The following is a 15,864-nucleotide window of genomic DNA, read 5'->3' as shown; positions in this document are numbered from 1 at the left end:
CCCTCAAACCGTCGCGATCGGCGTCGTCGGCGAGCCGACCGCCCCTGGCAGGCGCAGCGGCGGCGCCGTCAGCAGGAACCGGCTGCGGCCATGGGCGCGCAGCCACTCCGCGAGCGGCGTCAGGTGCCACAGCTCGCCGAGGTTGATTCCGAGCTTGAACAGGCAGTGCTCGTGGAGCGGCAGCGTCGCGCAGCAGGCCGGTCCCACCCCGGCCGGATAGGCCTCCACGGCGTAGTTGTCGGCGATCAGCGCGCACAGCCCCGAGCGGGTGATCCAGTCGAGGAGCCGCGGGTCCCGGCCGTCGAGGCCGGCGCAGAGGTTGTGGACCTGCTTCGGATCGGGCGTGCCGCCCATGGCGATCAGCCGCTCGGCGAAGCCGGTGTGCAGGCAGACCATGTCGCCGGGCTCGATCACGACGCCGTCGGCCTCGAGGATCCGGGCGAGCTGGTCGTAGCCGACCTTGACCTTGGCGTCGGCGAGATGCGCGCGCAGGTCGATCATCACGGCCCGACCCTGCATGCCGACTTCGGCCAGGCGCTCGATCCCGAGTCTGTTCGCCCGGGACGGCTGGTCGGCCGCCTCGTTCGTGCTCGGGCCGACGATGTCCCGGCCGCCGCGGAAGCCGTTGTAGAAGGTCGGGCCGGCGCCGGTGCCGTCCGCATCGAACAGCGAGCCGACATGGGCGAGCGAATCCCACTGCGTCGAGTATTGCAGGTGGATCAGCGCGCGGTCGTCGCAGATCACGTCGGTGGCGCCCGCGACCTCCTCGCAGACCGGGAAGTTCATGTTCGGCCGGCCGTCGGCCCGCCGGGTCGGGGTGATCTGCGGCGGGTGGCGGCGCGGATTGAGGACGGTGCCGCCGGGCAGGTCCAGCGGCAGGCTGAGGCAGAAGGTCAGGCCCTCGCGGACCTCGGCGACGCCCTGGCGGACCTTCTCGGGGGTCAGCAGGTTCAGGCGTCCGAGTTCGTCGTCGGGGCCGAAATCCCCCCAGGTCGAGCCCTCCGGGCGCCGGGTCCAGCGCAGGCTCATGAGCGCCGCCCCGTCGCCCGAGGCCGCAGGTCGCGTCGCCTCGCAGGAATCCGGGGCCGCGGTCCGGGGCGAACCCCGGCCGCGGCCGAGCGTGCGTTCCTCACCTGTCCGTCGCCCTTCTTCGAGGCCGTCGAGCCCGCTTTTCGCGGAGCCGGTGCGAGCCTAGGCTGGCGCGGCGCGAGTCGATACCCCGGGCAGAAAACGACTGGGCCGAAACGTCACCGGCCGGTCCCGGTGCGGGCCTTGTGCTCTGGTTTTGCGCGGATACAGTTCATCCCAAGCCCGCGAATAAAAAATTCGGGCACTTGGGATGAGGAATCGCCGATGTCCGAGACCGTGCGCGTCGTCGCTCGGCGTGCCCCGATTCGGCGCGCGCTGCCCACGCTGCTCGCTGCGGGGCTGATCGTGTCGGGACAGGCCCACGCGGCCGACCCGATCAAGGTCGGCGTGATCGCCGAGGCGCAGTCGGTGGCCGGCGCCGCGATCCCGAAGGCGGTCCAGCTCGCCGCCGACGAGATCAACGCCCAGGGCGGGGTCGACGGGCGCCAGATCCAGGTCGTGACCTACGACGACAAGAGTTCCGCCTCCGACGCGGTCCGGGCGTTCCAGCGGGCGGTCAGCGAGGACAAGGTCAACCTCGTCATCGCCAGCTACATCTCCGAGGTCGTGCTGGCGCTGATGCCTTGGTCGGCGCGGCTCAAGACCCCGATGATTACCCCGGGGGCCGCCTCCAACGAGATCAGCGTCGCCGTCCACAAGGACTACGCGCGCAACCGCTACACCTTCCACGGCTACCTGACCTCGCACGCCCTGGCGCAGTCGGTCTGCGACTCGGCCAAGGAGGCGCTGGTCGGGCTGCTCAAGGCGAAATCCGCCGCGATCATGAGCGAGGACGCGGCCTGGACCCGTCCGCTGGATGCGGCCTACGAGGACTGCCTGCCCAAGGCCGGGCTCAAGGTGGTGGAGCATGTCCGGTTCTCGCCGGATACGGGCGACTTCACCCCGATCTACAACAAGATCGAGGCGGCCAAGCCCGACCTGATCGTCACCGGCATCGCCCATGTCGGCGTGCAGCCCACCGTACAGTGGCAGAACCAGCAGGTGCCGATCGCCATGACCGGCATCAGCGGCCAGGCGACTTCGTCCACCTTCTGGGCCAACACCAACGGCGGCACGCAGGGCGTGCTGTTCGACGCGATCGCCGTCCCCGGCGTGGCGATGACCGAGAAGACGAACGCCTTCACGGACGCCTACGTCAAGCGCTTCGGCGGCGCCCCGTCCTACGCGGGCTACATGGCCTACGACGCGATGCACTACGCGGCGGACGCGGTGAAGCGCGCCGGCTCCACCGAGGCCGACAAGCTGGTCGAGGCCCTGGAGAAGACCGACTGGCTCGGCACGGTCGGGCGCATCCAGTTCTACGGCAAGGACGAGACCTTCACCCACTCGATCAAGTACGGGCGGGGCTTCGTCACCGGGCTGCTGGCCCAGTGGCAGAGCGGCAAGCAGGTCGCGATCTGGCCGACGGAGGTGGCCAACGGCAAGCTGGTCCTGCCGCCCGCGGTCAAGCCGGCGGTGCAGTGAAGCGGGCGGGGAGAGCGCGATGATCGGCCTCCAGATCCTCGTCGACGGCTTCGCGATCTCGGCGCTCTACGCGCTCGGCGCGATGGGCTTCACCCTGATCTTCGGCGTCTCCGGCGTGCTCAACCTCTCGCACGGCGCGCTGATGGTGATGGCTGCGGTCGCCGCCTGGGCGGCCTCCGCCCAGTTCGGCCTCGGCTCCTACGCGGGCGCCGGGATCGGCATCTTGTGCGGGCTGGCCGCTTCCCTGGTGACCTACTTCGCCATCGTCGCGCCGATCGAGCGCAGCAGGGCGATCCCCCGGGAGGAGAAGGAGATCTTCGTCCTCACCGGCACCCTGCTCTGGGGCATCATGATCCAGGAGCTGGTCGCCTACTTCTTCACCGACAACCCGAAGACGGTCCTGCCGATCGTCGAGGGCGTGATCGAGATCGCCGGGGTGCGCACGCCCCGCAACGAGATCTTCACCGCGGTGATCTGCTGGATCGTGATCGGCCTGCTCTGGCTGTTCGTGAACAAGGCGCGGGCCGGCAAGGTCCTGCTCGCCGCCTCCATGAACCCCCGCGGGGTCACGCTGCTCGGCCACGACATGGGCCGGATCTACGTCGCGGTCTGGGCGATCTACGGGCTGCTCGCCGGGATCGCCGGGGTGCTGCTCGGGATGTTCCTGGGGGTGTCGTCCTACTCGGTGGGGCCGCTCACCGCGAGCGCCTTCTCGATCGTGGTGCTGGGCGGGCTCGGCAGCGTCACCGGCTCGCTGATCGCGGCTTATGTGGTCGGCTATCTCGAGACGGCCACCGCCTACCTGATCTCCCCGGCCTACCGGGTGATCCCGGCCCTGCTGCTGCTCGTGGCCGTCATGTACCTGCGCCCGCAGGGCCTGCTGGGGCGGCGGTGATGGTTCTTTCGGGACTCTCCCGCCGGCCCGAATGCCACATGCGCAACCTCCGCGGAACGCTCTCCCCTATCCCGACCCGGCCTGACGGCCGGCCTACCTTCCCCCGCAGAGGGCGGAGGGCAACGCGCGGAGGATGGAACCGCTCATGAAGCTCCTCACCACCCCGGGCTTCTGGGTCGCGCTGCTGGCGCTCGCCCTGGCCGCGTTCCTGCCCTGGTGGGTCTCGGGCTACATCCTCGGGCTCCTCACCATCGCGTATTATTTCGGCGTCTTCGCCATGGCCTGGGACCTGCTCTTCGGCTTCGCCGGCGAGGTGAATTTCGGCCCGACCTTCCTGATCGGGCTCGGAGCCTACGGGGCCGGCATCCTCAACAACCGCTACGAGCTGCCGATCCCCTACTGCCTGGCGGCCGGGACCGTGCTGGCGGTGGTCGGCGGGCTGGCCCTGGCGCTGCCGGCCCTGAAGGTGCGGGGTCCGTATTTCGGGCTGATCACCCTGGTCGCGGTGCTGCTCCTGCAGAACATGATCGTGGTGTTCTCCGGGATCACCGGCGGCGAGATCGGGCTCACGGTGCCGGACGTGATCTCCATCGACGCCGACACCAATTACTGGATCGCGCTCGGCTTCATGGCCTTTGCCGGGCTGGTCCTCACGGCCATCGCCCGCTCCCCGGTGGGGCTGATCCTGCAGGCTGCCGGCCAGGACCCGATCGTGACCGGCGCGCTCGGCTTCAACGTCGCCAAGCACAAGCTCGCGGCCTTTGCGGTCAGCGCCGCCTTTTCGGGCCTCGCGGGTGGGCTGGTGGTCTTCTACATGGGCACCGCCTCGGTCGGCACGCTGATCGACACCGCGGTGGGCGTGCAGGTGATCATCGCGGCGGTGCTCGGCGGGCGGCGGACCATCGTGGGCGCCGCGCTCGGGGCGGTGTTCCTGATCGCCGCCGGCGAATTGCTGCGCCCGCTCGGTCCGCTCTCGACCTTCGTGGTCTCGGCCGTGGCCCTGCTGGTCATCCTGTTCGTGCCCTCGGGGCTGCTGGGCCTCGCATCCATCCGGAGAGCGCGATGACCGTCGCCGTCAGGCCTGCGCTGAACGCCGCCCCCCTCGCCGAGCCCTGCCTCACGGTGCGGGGCCTGACCAAGCGGTTCGGCGGCCTCGTCGCCGTCAAGGACATCGACCTCGATCTGCGCCCCGGGGAGATCCTGGGACTGATCGGGCCGAACGGCTCGGGCAAGTCCACCGTGATGAAGCTGATCATGGGGCTGGAGCGGCCGAGCGCCGGCTCGATCCGCCTCGACGGCGCCGAGATCGGCGGAATGCCGGCCCACCGGGTCGCCCGCCAGGGGATCGGCCTCGTGTTCCAGCACGCGCGACCGCTCCAGCGGCAGACCGTGCTGGAGAACATCAGCCTCGCGCTGCTGCCCGACAGCCTGATCCGCCTGGCTGCGGATCCCCACGTCGCGCGCCGCGCAAGGGACATCGCCGAGCGCGTCGGCCTCGGCGCGGTGGCCGACCGGCGGCCCGGTACCCTCCCCTTCGCGGACCTGCGCCGCCTGGAACTCGCCAAGGCGATCGCCCGCGACCCGCGGGTGGTGCTGGTGGACGAGCCGTTCGCGGGCCTGACCGGGGGCGAGGTCGCGGCCTTCTCCGAGCTGATCCGGGGCTTCCGGGACGAGGGCAAGGCCGTGCTCCTCGTCGACCACAACGTGAAGAGCGTCGCGGCCCTCGTGGACCGGGTGTTCGCCATGTATCTCGGCGAACGCATCGCGGAGGGCTCGGCCGAGGCGGTGATGGCCGACCCGACGGTGCGCCGGGTCTATCTCGGCGGCAGCATCGAGACCGCCGCCAGGCCCGAGGCCGCGTTCAAGGCGGATTCGCTGCTCACCGTCGAGGGCGTCGACGTGCTCTACGGCAAGGCGCAGGCCCTGCGCGCCGCCTCGATCCACGTCCACGAGGGCGAGTTCGTCTCGGTGGTGGGCCTCAACGGCGCCGGCAAGACCACGCTGTTCAACGCCATCTCGGGCCTCGTCCCGCATTCCGGCACGATCCGGTTCGACGGCCAGGATCTCGGCCGCATGAAGCCGGCCGCGATCGCCCGGGCCGGGATCGTCCAGGTGCCCGAGACCCGCGAGCTGTTCGGCGACCTCAACGTGCGCGAGAACCTCGATCTCGGCGGCCAGCACGTCACCAAGGCCGAGAGCGTGCAGCGGCGCGAGTGGCTCTACGAGCTGTTCCCGATCCTGAAGGCCCGCGAAGGCCAGACCGCCCGCACGCTGTCGGGCGGTGAGCAGCAGATGCTGACCATTGCCCGCGCCTTGATGATGCGCCCACGCCTCCTGATCCTCGACGAGCCGACGCTCGGCCTCGCCCCGGTGATCCTGGAGCTGCTGTCGAAGGCCCTGGAGCGCCTGCGACAGACCACGCCGATCACCGTCCTGCTCGGCGAGCAGAACGTCACCTTCGCGCTGCCCCATGCCGACCGGGTCTACGTGCTGGAACAGGCCCGCATCGTTTGGGAAGGCCCGCCGGACCGGTTCGCCGGCGAGATGGGATCGAAGTATCTGTGAGGGGGGAATCGGACCCGCTGCTCCCCCTCCCCCCTTTGCGGGGGAGGGTGGCCCTCGCGTCAGCGGGGGTCGGGAGAGGGGAACCCGGCATCAGAAAGGGGCGGAGCGGTGATGAAGGCCGCCAGCCTTCTTCGGCACCGTCGCTCCCCTCTCCCGACCCGGCCTGACGGCCGGCCCACCCTCCCCCGCAAAGGGGGGAGGGAGAGGCGCGGATCCCATCGGAACGAAACTCGGGAGCGGACACCGTGGATTTCGACCTCTCCCCATCCCAGACGCACTGGCTGACCCGGGTCCGCGCCTTCATCGCCGACGCGATCCTGCCCGCCGCCGCCGCGGTGGCGGCCGAGCGGGCGGCGAGCCGCGCACCCTCGCCCACGATGGAACGGCTGAAGGACAAAGCCCGCGGGGAAGGGCTGTGGAACCTGTTCCTGCCGCCCTCCCCCGAGCATGACACGGACGCCTACCGCGGCGCCGGCCTGACCAACCTCGATTACGCGCTCTGCGCCGAGGCGATGGGTCGGGTCGGCATCGCGTCGGAATGCTTCAACTGCGCGGCGCCCGACACCGGCAACATGGAGGTGCTGCACCGCTACGGCAGCCCGGCCCAGAAGGAGACGTGGCTGCGGCCGCTGATGGCCGGGGAGATCCGGTCGGCGTTCCTGATGACCGAGCCCGATGTCGCCTCCTCGGACGCCACCAACATCGAGACCGCGATCCGCCGCGACGGCGACCACTACGTCATCGACGGACGCAAATGGTGGTCCACCGGGGTCGGCGACCCGCGCTGCAGCCTCGCGATCCTGATGGGCAAGACGGACCCGGACGCGCCCCGCCACCGGCAGCAATCCCAGATCCTCGTGCCCATGGACACGCCCGGCCTGCGGGTCGCGCGCCTGCTGCCGGTCTTCGGCTACGAGGACGCGCCCAAGGGACACGGCGAGGTGGTGCTCGAGAACGTGCGCGTCCCGGCCGAGAACCTGATCCTCGGCGAGGGGCGCGGCTTCGAGATCGCGCAGGGGCGGCTCGGGCCGGGGCGCATCCACCATTGCATGCGCACCATCGGGGTCGCCGAGGCGGCGCTCGAGGCCATGGCCCGGCGCCTCGTCTCGCGGGTCGCCTTCGGCAAGCGCATCAGCGAGCAGTCGGTCTGGGAGCAGCGGGTCGCGGAGGCGCGGATCGACATCGAGATGACCCGGCTGCTCTGCCTGAAGGCCGCCGACATGATGGACAAGGTCGGCGCCAAGGGTGCGAAGCTCGAGATCGCCATGATCAAGGTCGCCGCCCCGCGGATCGCCCTCAAGGTGATCGACGACGCGATCCAGGCCCATGGCGGCGCCGGCGTGTCCGAGGATTTCGGACTGGCCAGGATGTACGCCCATATCCGCACTCTGCGGCTGGCCGACGGGCCGGACGAGGTGCACAACCGCTCCATCGCCCGGCTCGAATTCGGGCGCTACACCAACGCCCGGGAGGGTGCATGAGCGGCCCCGACGCCTTCTCCGGCGTGAAGCCGGTCGAGCCGCGCCATCGGATCGACGAGGCCCGGCTGGCAGCCTGGCTCGCCGAACACGTCCGCGACTATGCCGGGCCGCTCACCGTGCAGCAATTCCGCGGCGGCCAGTCGAACCCGACCTACCGGCTGGAGACGCCCGGCCAGGCCTACGTGCTGCGGCGCAAGCCGTTCGGGACGCTCCTGCCCTCCGCGCACGCGGTGGAGCGCGAGTTCCGGGTGATCGGCGCGCTCTACGGCGAGGGGTTTCCGGTTCCGAGGCCGTTCGCCCTCTGCGAGGACGAAACGATCATCGGCGCCGCCTTCTACGTGATGGAGGCGGTGGGCGGCAGCGTGCACTGGGACGGCACCCTGCCCGGCCTCGACCCCCATGCCCGGCACCGGCACTATGCCGGCATGATCGCGACGCTCGCGCGCCTCCACGCGATCGACCCGGAGGCGGCGGGCCTCGCCGATTACGGCAAGCCCGGCAACTACTTCGCCCGGCAGGTCGATCGCTGGACCCGCCAGTACCGGGCCGCCGAGGACGGCCGGCTCGCGGATGTGGAGCGCCTGATCGCCTGGCTGCCCCGCACCGTGCCCGAGCAGCAGGGCACGGCCATCGTCCACGGCGATTACCGCCTCGACAACCTGATCTTCTCGCCCGACGGCGGCGTCAGCGCGGTGCTCGACTGGGAGCTGTCGACCCTCGGCGATCCGCTCGCCGATTTCAGCTACCTGCTGATGCATTGGGCTTTGCCGGCGGACGGGCGCAGCGGCCTCGGCGGCCTCGACCTGCCGGCGCTGGGCATCCCGACCCGGGAGGAGGCGGTGGCGCTCTACTGCCGGGCCGCGGACCGGGCGGCCCTGCCCGACCTCGACTGGTACTTCGCCTACAACCTGTTCCGGCTGGTCGGCATCCTCCAGGGCGTGGCCGCGCGTGCCAAGGCCGGCAACGCCGCGAGCGAGCAAGCACGCCGCCGCCATGGCGGCGCGGGTGCCGGCTCTGGCCGCCGCGGCCTGGGCGTTCGCCGAGCGCGCAGGGGCCTGAGATGGATCTCGCCGGTCGCGTCGTCGCCGTCACCGGGGCCGCCGGGGGCATCGGCCGTGCGCTCGCCGAGGCTGCCCACGCGCGGGGCGCCTGCGTCGTCGCCCTGGACCGGGACGGCGCCGGGGCCCAGGCCGTCGCCGCCCGGCTCGGCGGCCGCGCCTGCGCGCTCGACGTGGCCGATCCCGATGCCGTGGCCGAGTCCATCGCGCGGATCGAGGCCGAGACCGGGCCGATCGCGCTGTACTGCTCCAATGCCGGCATCCTGGAGCGCGACCCGGATCCCGGGCTCGCGACCTCGGCCGATCCGGCGAGCTGGGAGCGCGCCTGGTCGGTGAACGTGATGGGCCACGTCCACGCGGCGCGGGTCCTGGTCCCGCTCTGGCTCGCCCGGGGCGAGGGGGCGTTCCTCGGCACCGTCTCGGCGGCCGGATTGCTGAGCCAGATCGGCAGCGCGACCTACTCGGCGACCAAGCACGCCGCCCTCGCCTTCCTGGAGCACCTCGCCATCGCGCATGCGGGGGACGGCATCCGGATCGCCGCCCTGTGCCCGCAGGGGCGTCGACACCGCCATGCTCGGTGCCGCGAGCGCCGCCGCCCGCGACGGCGTGCTCGCGCCCGAAGCCGTGGCCGAGGCGGCCTTCGACGGGCTGGCCGCCGGCCGGTTCCTGATCCTGCCGCACCCGCAGGTCGCGGACTACGCACGCCGCCGGGCGGACGATCCCGAGCGCTGGCTCGCCGGCATGGCGCGCCTGCGCCGGTCGATGCTGGACGCCGGATGACCCCCGACCGGACCCAGGGAGGACGCGCCATGTCCCTGTTCGATCTGACCGACAAGGTCGCGCTGATCACCGGCTCGTCCCGGGGCATCGGCCGGGCGATCGCCCTGCGGATGGCCGAGCACGGCGCGCGGGTGGTGATCTCGTCGCGCAAGCGCGAGGCCTGCGAGGCGGTGGTGGCCGAAATCGAGGCCGCCCACGGCCCGGGCCGCGCGGTGGCGATCCCGGCGAGCATCTCGGTAAAGGCGGAGCTGGAGGATCTGGTCGCCCGGACCGAAGCCCGGTTGGGTCTGGTGGACGTGCTGGTCTGCAATGCCGCCAGCAACCCGTATTACGGGCCGCTCGCCGGCATCTCGGACGCCCAGTTCCGCAAGATCCTGGAGAACAACGTCCTGTCGAACCACTGGCTGATCCAGATGGTCGCCCCCGGGATGGTCGCGCGGCGGGACGGGGCGATCGTCATCGTCTCGTCCATCGGGGCGCTGAAGGGGTCGCCGGTGATCGGCGCCTACAACGTCTCCAAGGCCGCCGACCTTCAACTCGCCCGCAATTACGCGGTCGAGTACGGCCCGGCCAACGTGCGGGTGAACTGCCTGTGCCCGGGGCTGATCCGCACCGATTTCGCCCGGGCCCTGTGGGAGGATCCCGAGATGCTGGCATCCACCACCGAGGCCGCGCCGCTCCGCCGGATCGGCGAGCCTGACGAGATCGCGGGCGCGGCCGTGTTCCTGGCCTCGCCGGCCGGCCGGTTCGTCACCGGCCAGGCGCTGGTCGTCGACGGCGGCGTGACGATCGCGCGATGACGAGCCCCGATCCCCGCCTTCCCGCCGGCTGGCCGGCCCTCTCCTTCCGCGAGGCGGAAGCGCGCCTCACCGCACCAGGGGCGCCGTTCGCGATCGCCAACCTGCCGATCCGGGGCGTCCCGACCCGGATCTGGACGAGCGCGCCGCCGACGCTGCGCGACCTGTTCCGCATCGCCCGAGGGCACGGGGACCGGACCTTCGTGGTCTACCGGGACGAGCGCGTCACCTTCACCGGCTTCACCCGGGCCGCGACCGCCCTGGCCCACGCCCTGGTGGCCGCCGGGATCGGCAAGGGCGACCGCGTCGCCATCGCGCTGCGCAATCTGCCGGAATGGCCGGTCTGCTATTACGGTGCCCTGCTGGCCGGGGCGATCGCGACGCCGCTGAACGCGTGGTGGACCGGGCCGGAACTCGCCTACGCGCTCCGGCATTCCGGCGCCCGGGTGCTGATCGCCGACGGCGCCCGGTTCGAGCGGATCGCCCACCACCGCACGGAATGCCCGGCCCTGGAGCGGGTTTTCGTCACGCGGATGGAGCCCGACGACCGAATGACGCCACTCTCCGCGGTGATCGGCCCGGTGGCGGACTGGGCCGCTCTGCCCGAGCGGGCCCCGCCCGCCATCGCCCTCGACCCGGAGGACGACGCGACCCTGTTCTACACCTCGGGCACCACCGGCCGGCCCAAGGGTGCGGTCGGCACCCACCGGGCTGCGGCCACCACCGTGATGGCCTACCCCTATTCGGCGTCGCGCAGTGCGCTGCGCCGGGGCGAGACGCCGCCGAAGCCCGATCCGTCCGCACCGCAGCGGGCCTCGCTGCTGGTGATCCCGCTGTTCCACGTCACCGGCTGCCACGCGAACCTCGGGGCGGCGCTCTACGGCGGCCACCGCCTGGTGATGATGCATCGCTGGGACGCCCATGAGGCCCTCGACCTCATCGACCGGGAGGGCTGCACCGGAGCCGGCGGCGTCCCGACCATCGCTTGGCAGCTCGCGACAGCCGCCCGGGAGGCGGGCCGGCCGCTGCCGAGCCTCGAATCGGTGACCTATGGCGGCGCGCCCGCGGCCGGCGACCTGGTGCGCGCGCTCGGCGAGGCGTTCCCGAAGGCGGCCCCCGCCACCGGCTGGGGCATGACCGAGACCTCGGCGACCTTCACCCACCACCAGGCCGAGGACTATCTCGCCCATCCCGAATCCTGCGGCCCGCCCCTGCCGGTCTGCGAGGTGCGGATCCTCGATCCGCTCGGGCAGGACCTGCCGCCCGGCAGCGTCGGGGAGCTGTACGTGAAGGGCCCCAACGTGGTCCGCGGCTACTGGGACGACCCGGACGCCACCGCCGAAATCCTGTCCGACGGCTGGCTGCGCACCGGCGATCTCGCGCGCGCCGACGACGAGGGGTTCCTGACCATCGTCGACCGGATCAAGGACATGCTGATCCGCGGCGGCGAGAACATCTATTGCTGCGAGGTCGAGAACGTCCTCTACGCGCATCCGGACGTGATCGACGCGGTGGTGCTGGCGGTGCCCCACCCGACGCTGGGCGAGGAGCCCGGCGCGATCGTGGCCCTGGCCGAGGGGGCCCGGACCGGACCCGAGGAGATCCGGGCCTTCGCGGCCGAGCGGCTCGCGGCGTTCAAGGTTCCGGTGCGCGTGGTGGTCTGGGACGGGCTCCTGCCCCGCAACCCCGCCGGCAAGATCCTGCGGGCGCCCCTGCGGTCGGTGTTCGCGGTCGGATCAGCTCAGAACGGCTCGCCCTCGTCGTCCGGCCGGTAGACGCGCAGCGACCGGCCGTCCGGGAACTCCACCGTGCGGCGGCGTACCACCATGTAGCCGGCGGCCTCCGCGGCACGCAGGCGCTCCAGCCGCTCGTCGGCATAGCCGGGGCCGTAATTGTAGGCCCGATAGCGCGGATAGCCGTCCGGCAGCGGCGGCGGTGGGGGCGGTGCGACCGCGACCATCCGGTGCGGACGCATGGGCCGGGCCGCCGCTGCGGCGACACGCGACCGGTGCGCCGTCGTGGCGCCCCGCGTCGTAGCGACCCGCTTGGCCTCCGGGGCGGGGCGGCGCGTCGCGACGCGCTTCTGAGTGGGCCGTGCGGCGACCGCCTTGCGGGCCGGTGCCGCGGCAGCAGGAGTCGATGCGGGCGGCGGATCGGCTTTCTGAGCCTCGGCCGGGCTCGCGGCCGGGGCCACCTTGCGGGCTGGCGGGTCGGTCCAGCCCGAGGCCGGCTCGGCGCGCGCGCCGGTCGCGCCCAGGGCGAGGGCGAGGGCGAGGACGAGCGCGGCGAGACTCGTTCGTGCACCGTACGGCATGGTGCCCTCCTGAGATCGCGGTGTTTCGGATCGGTCCGCTGGGCCGCACGACAATAGAGCGAACCGTCGCGCAGGGGAATTCCGCAGCATCATTTCGACGGCGATCCCCCAGGACATTTTTAGATCAGTGAATCGTTCCCGATGATCCGAGCTGCGAAGCTGGAGATCGGCTGGCTTGAGAGGAGCGCGTGCCCGTTGCTTCAAACCGGTGTCCGGCTCGGCTGGACGGGCCTGCCGCGGCGCGAGCCCCTGAACCGAACCGCGGGCTCCGTACCCGTCGCGTCGGCAATCCGGCGCAGCGTCTCCACAGTGGAGCTCGAAGGCCCCGATTGCCATCGCGGGTCCCGGCCCGATCCGTTCCCATCGTCTCAGCCCGTTGCGTCTGCGACGGCGGGGACGGCGTTTTGCGCGGAACTCGCCGCCCCCGCCGTGGTTGCACCGCCATGTCCACCCCCGCCGATGCGTCCTCCGGCTCACCACCCGGCCTGCGGGTGTGCGTCGATCTGAACCTCTGCCAGGCCTACGCCCAGTGCTGTTACGCGGCGCCGCGGCACTTCCGCATCGAGGGACACGAGGCGCTGTTCTACGATCCCGCCCCGGCCGCGCACGACCGCGCCGACATCGAGCGGGCGCGCGTCGCCTGCCCGGTCCAGGCGATCCGGGTCGAGGATCCGGGGCAGGCTGCCTGAGATGGCGTCGGGATCGACCACCGAGCGCGCGATCGTGGTGGGCGCCGGCCTGGCGGCTTTGCGCGGCGCCGAGGCGATGCGGGAGGCCGGGTTCGCCGGTCCGCTGACCATCGTCGGCGCCGAGCCGTACCGGCCCTATGACCGTCCGCCATTCTCGAAGCACGTTCTCACCGGCGAGACCGGACCGGACGCGACCGCCCTGCCGAGCAGCCTCGGCGCGGATGTGGAATGGCGTCTCGGAAGCCCGGCCGAGCGCCTCGACCGGGGGGCGCGCACCCTCCACCTCGCGGACGGGCGCGCCCTGCCCTACGACCGCTTGCTGATCGCCACCGGCACCCGCGCCCGGGCGTGGCCCAACCCCCATGAGGGCCGGCTGGCCGGCGTCTTCACCCTGCGCGGGCGGGACGATGCCGCCGCCCTGCGGACCGCGCTGGCCGCGGCTCCCCGCCGGGTGTTGGTGATCGGCGGCGGCTTCATCGGCTGCGAGGTCGCCAGCGTGTGCCGGCAGCTCGGCCTGCCGGTGACCTTGGTCGAGCCCGGGCCGACGCCCCTGGCCCGCGTCCTCGGAGGCACGGTCGGGGCGTTCATCGGGGCGATCCACGAGGGGCGGGGCGTCGATCTGCGCTGCGGCAGCGAGGTCGAGTGGCTCGAAGAGGCGGACGGCCGGTTCGTGCGCGCACACCTCACGGACGGCACCCGCATCGACGCGGACGTCGCGGTGATCGCCCTCGGGGCCGTCCGCAACACCGAATGGCTCGACGGCTCCGGCCTGTCGGCGGATCCGGGCGGCGTCGATTGCGACGCGGCGGGCTACGTCCTCGACACCGACGGGGCGGCCGACCCGCGCATCGCCGCCGCCGGCGACGTGGCCCGGTTCCCCCATCCGCTCTACGGCGGGCGGCGCGTGGCGCTGGAGCATTGGAGCCAGGCGGTGGCGCAGGGCATCCATGCCGGGCGGCTGCTGGCCGGGGCGAAGCCCGAGGGCCCCTACGGCGCGTTGCCGACCTTCTGGTCCGCGCAGGGCAACGTGGTGGTCAAGTCCGTCGGGCTGACCGAGGGCGCGGACGCCCTGGCGATCACCCATGGCGAGCCCGGCACCGGCCGCTTCCTCGCCGTCTACGGACGGGCGGGGCGGTGCATCGCGGCCGTCTCGGTGGACAGCGCCCGCTGGTTGCCGGCCCATGCCGAGCGGGTCGCCGCCGGCGCGCCGTTCCCGCCGGACGGGACCGCCGCCGATCGCCCGGCGAAAGGGATCACCCTCCTCACCCCCGGCTTTCCCTGACCGCTCCGGCGCCCCGCCCGGGATCCCGGGCGGCGCGCCGAGGTTTCGATTTGGATCGGCCCGGACGTCTCCGTCCGGACGATGCGCAACTTGGACACCGCATGCCCGACGCCACCCTCCTCGATCAGGTCAAGGATTTCGCCAACCGCGCGGACCCCTATCCGATCTACGCCAAGCTGCGGGAGCATCCGGTCTCGCGCCAGGACGACGGGACCGAGGAAGGGACCTGGGTGGCCGCGACCCACGGCGCCATCTCGAGCTTGCTGCACGACCCGCGGGTCAGCTCCGAGACCCTGCCCCCGGCCGACCGGCCGCGCACCGGCAACCCCCTCACCGACCTCATCGTCAAGCCGCTCAAGGACTGGATGATGGACCGGCACCGGGTCTTCATCTTCCGCGACCCGCCGGACCACGACGTCCTGCGGGCGTCCGTGATGCACCAGTTCTCCCGTGCGCGCGTCCAGGCGATGCGGGCCCGCTCCGACCGGCTGGTGGCCGACCTGCTGAACGAGAAGTGCGGCGCCCGGGAGATCGACGCGGTCGACGACCTCGCCTACCCGCTGCCGGTGACGGTGATCTGCGAGTTGTTCGGCGTCCCCCGGGAAGACGAGCCGAAGTTCCACGGCTGGGCGACCCAGCTCGCCACCGCCCTCGAGCCGGACAGCCTGTCGGATCGGGAGATCCGCGATGCGAACAGCCGGACCTTCGACGCGATCGGCGGCTACATGGCCGACCTGATCAAGGAGAAGCGCCGCCATCCGCAGGACGACATGCTCTCGGGGCTCGCCAACGAGGCGACGCCGGAGGGCGCCAAGATGGGCGATTACGACCTGATCGCCACCTCGATCCTGATGCTGGTGGCAGGCCACGAGACCACCGTGAACCTCATCACCAACGGGCTGCTGACCCTGCTGCGCCACCCCGACGAGCTGGAGCGCCTGCGGCAGGATCCCGGCCGCGCCCCGCGCCTCATCGAGGAACTGCTGCGCTACGAGCCGCCCGTGCAGTTCCGGACCCGAAAGACGCTGTCGGCCATCGAGATCGCCGGCGTCACGATCCCCGAGGGCGCCGACCTCGTCCTGCTGCTCGCCTCCGGCAACCGCGACGGCGCCGTCTTCCCGGATCCCGACCGCTTCGATCCCGACCGCGCCGGCATCCGCCACCTCGGCTTCGGCGGCAGCCTCCATTACTGCGTCGGCGCCCCGCTCGCCCGGTTCGAGGCCGAGGCGGCGCTCACCGCCCTGGCGAGCCGGCTCAAGGCCCCCCGGCTGATCGAAAACCCGCCGCCCTACCGCTCCGGGGCCGCCCTGCGCGGGCCGGAACATCTCCGGGTGGCGATCGACGGGATTCTTTGATTTTCTCTGGTGCGGGCTACCGATCAAAGCCGGGT

General features: G+C 72.1%; 12 protein-coding genes and 2 pseudogenes. 12 read left to right on the top strand and 2 right to left on the bottom strand.

Going from position 1 to position 15,864, the window contains the following annotated elements; all coding sequences use genetic code 11:
* Positions 1-3: 3 nt before the first annotated feature.
* Complete coding sequence (locus tag FVA80_RS05155) at positions 4-1,029, bottom strand: cyclase family protein (protein WP_147908344.1); 1,026 nt, start codon at positions 1,027-1,029, stop codon at positions 4-6.
* Positions 1,030-1,353: 324 nt separating this feature from the next.
* Here FVA80_RS05155 and FVA80_RS05150 point away from each other — a divergent pair, with 324 nt between their 5' ends.
* From FVA80_RS05150 to FVA80_RS05110, 9 genes and pseudogenes are all read left to right on the top strand, one after another.
* Positions 1,354-2,613: an ABC transporter substrate-binding protein gene (locus FVA80_RS05150; RefSeq protein ID WP_147908345.1), complete on the top strand. Its 1,260-nt coding sequence runs from the start codon at positions 1,354-1,356 to the stop codon at positions 2,611-2,613.
* A 19-nt stretch (positions 2,614-2,632) separates the two neighbouring features.
* A complete protein-coding gene (locus tag FVA80_RS05145) occupies positions 2,633-3,508 on the top strand; it encodes a branched-chain amino acid ABC transporter permease (protein ID WP_147908346.1) in 876 nt (291 codons plus the stop codon).
* 145 nt (positions 3,509-3,653) lie between these two features.
* Positions 3,654-4,574 carry a branched-chain amino acid ABC transporter permease gene (locus tag FVA80_RS05140; RefSeq protein WP_147908347.1) on the top strand — a complete coding sequence of 307 codons (921 nt, stop codon included), beginning with the start codon at positions 3,654-3,656 and terminating at the stop codon, positions 4,572-4,574.
* Positions 4,571-6,073 (top strand): ATP-binding cassette domain-containing protein, encoded by a 1,503-nt coding sequence (locus FVA80_RS05135; protein WP_147908348.1) that lies wholly within the window; start codon positions 4,571-4,573, stop codon positions 6,071-6,073. The genes FVA80_RS05140 and FVA80_RS05135 overlap by 4 nt, the downstream gene beginning before the upstream one ends.
* 245 nt (positions 6,074-6,318) lie before the next feature.
* Positions 6,319-7,554 (top strand): acyl-CoA dehydrogenase family protein, encoded by a 1,236-nt coding sequence (locus FVA80_RS05130; RefSeq protein ID WP_147910984.1) that lies wholly within the window; start codon positions 6,319-6,321, stop codon positions 7,552-7,554.
* Positions 7,551-8,613: pseudogene (locus FVA80_RS05125) on the top strand (phosphotransferase family protein). Before FVA80_RS05130 ends, FVA80_RS05125 begins: the two are co-directional and overlap by 4 nt.
* Before the next feature lies 1 nt (position 8,614).
* Positions 8,615-9,392, top strand: a pseudogene (locus tag FVA80_RS05120) (SDR family oxidoreductase).
* A 29-nt stretch (positions 9,393-9,421) separates the two neighbouring features.
* Positions 9,422-10,192 (top strand): SDR family oxidoreductase, encoded by a 771-nt coding sequence (locus tag FVA80_RS05115; RefSeq protein ID WP_147910445.1) that lies wholly within the window; start codon positions 9,422-9,424, stop codon positions 10,190-10,192.
* Positions 10,189-11,964 (top strand): class I adenylate-forming enzyme family protein, encoded by a 1,776-nt coding sequence (locus tag FVA80_RS05110; RefSeq protein WP_147910446.1) that lies wholly within the window; start codon positions 10,189-10,191, stop codon positions 11,962-11,964. Before FVA80_RS05115 ends, FVA80_RS05110 begins: the two co-directional genes overlap by 4 nt.
* On the opposite strand, the gene FVA80_RS05105 is transcribed toward FVA80_RS05110, so the two are convergent.
* Positions 11,931-12,503, bottom strand: a complete 573-nt coding sequence (locus FVA80_RS05105) for a hypothetical protein (RefSeq protein WP_147910447.1) — start codon at positions 12,501-12,503, stop codon at positions 11,931-11,933. The genes FVA80_RS05110 and FVA80_RS05105 overlap by 34 nt on opposite strands.
* Before the next feature lie 443 nt (positions 12,504-12,946).
* Between FVA80_RS05105 and FVA80_RS05100 the strand changes: the two genes are divergently transcribed.
* The 3 genes from FVA80_RS05100 to FVA80_RS05090 all read left to right on the top strand — a co-directional run bounded on the left by FVA80_RS05100 (position 12,947) and on the right by FVA80_RS05090 (position 15,829).
* Entirely contained in the window at positions 12,947-13,192 is a 246-nt protein-coding gene (locus tag FVA80_RS05100) for a ferredoxin (RefSeq protein WP_147910448.1), read from the top strand.
* A gap of 1 nt (position 13,193) precedes the next feature.
* Positions 13,194-14,474: an FAD/NAD(P)-binding oxidoreductase gene (locus FVA80_RS05095; protein WP_147910449.1), complete on the top strand. Its 1,281-nt coding sequence runs from the start codon at positions 13,194-13,196 to the stop codon at positions 14,472-14,474.
* Positions 14,475-14,575: 101 nt separating this feature from the next.
* The gene (locus FVA80_RS05090) at positions 14,576-15,829 is read left to right on the top strand and encodes a cytochrome P450 (RefSeq protein ID WP_147910450.1); all 1,254 of its coding nucleotides are present in this window, start codon (positions 14,576-14,578) and stop codon (positions 15,827-15,829) included.
* The last annotated feature ends 35 nt before the right edge of the window (positions 15,830-15,864 follow it).

This window comes from Methylobacterium sp. WL1 (assembly GCF_008000895.1).
Lineage (GTDB): Bacteria > Pseudomonadota > Alphaproteobacteria > Rhizobiales > Beijerinckiaceae > Methylobacterium.
Note: the sequence above shows the minus strand (reverse complement) of the source record. Positions and strands in the feature narration are given on the sequence as shown.

Coding starts and splice junctions, on each gene's coding strand:
- FVA80_RS05155 (WP_147908344.1), bottom strand. CDS start 1,029: ATGAGCCTGCGCTGGACCCGGCGCCCGGAGGGCTCGACCTGGGGGGAT.
- FVA80_RS05150 (WP_147908345.1), top strand. CDS start 1,354: ATGTCCGAGACCGTGCGCGTCGTCGCTCGGCGTGCCCCGATTCGGCGC.
- FVA80_RS05145 (WP_147908346.1), top strand. CDS start 2,633: ATGATCGGCCTCCAGATCCTCGTCGACGGCTTCGCGATCTCGGCGCTC.
- FVA80_RS05140 (WP_147908347.1), top strand. CDS start 3,654: ATGAAGCTCCTCACCACCCCGGGCTTCTGGGTCGCGCTGCTGGCGCTC.
- FVA80_RS05135 (WP_147908348.1), top strand. CDS start 4,571: ATGACCGTCGCCGTCAGGCCTGCGCTGAACGCCGCCCCCCTCGCCGAG.
- FVA80_RS05115 (WP_147910445.1), top strand. CDS start 9,422: ATGTCCCTGTTCGATCTGACCGACAAGGTCGCGCTGATCACCGGCTCG.
- FVA80_RS05110 (WP_147910446.1), top strand. CDS start 10,189: ATGACGAGCCCCGATCCCCGCCTTCCCGCCGGCTGGCCGGCCCTCTCC.
- FVA80_RS05105 (WP_147910447.1), bottom strand. CDS start 12,503: ATGCCGTACGGTGCACGAACGAGTCTCGCCGCGCTCGTCCTCGCCCTC.
- FVA80_RS05100 (WP_147910448.1), top strand. CDS start 12,947: ATGTCCACCCCCGCCGATGCGTCCTCCGGCTCACCACCCGGCCTGCGG.
- FVA80_RS05095 (WP_147910449.1), top strand. CDS start 13,194: ATGGCGTCGGGATCGACCACCGAGCGCGCGATCGTGGTGGGCGCCGGC.
- FVA80_RS05090 (WP_147910450.1), top strand. CDS start 14,576: ATGCCCGACGCCACCCTCCTCGATCAGGTCAAGGATTTCGCCAACCGC.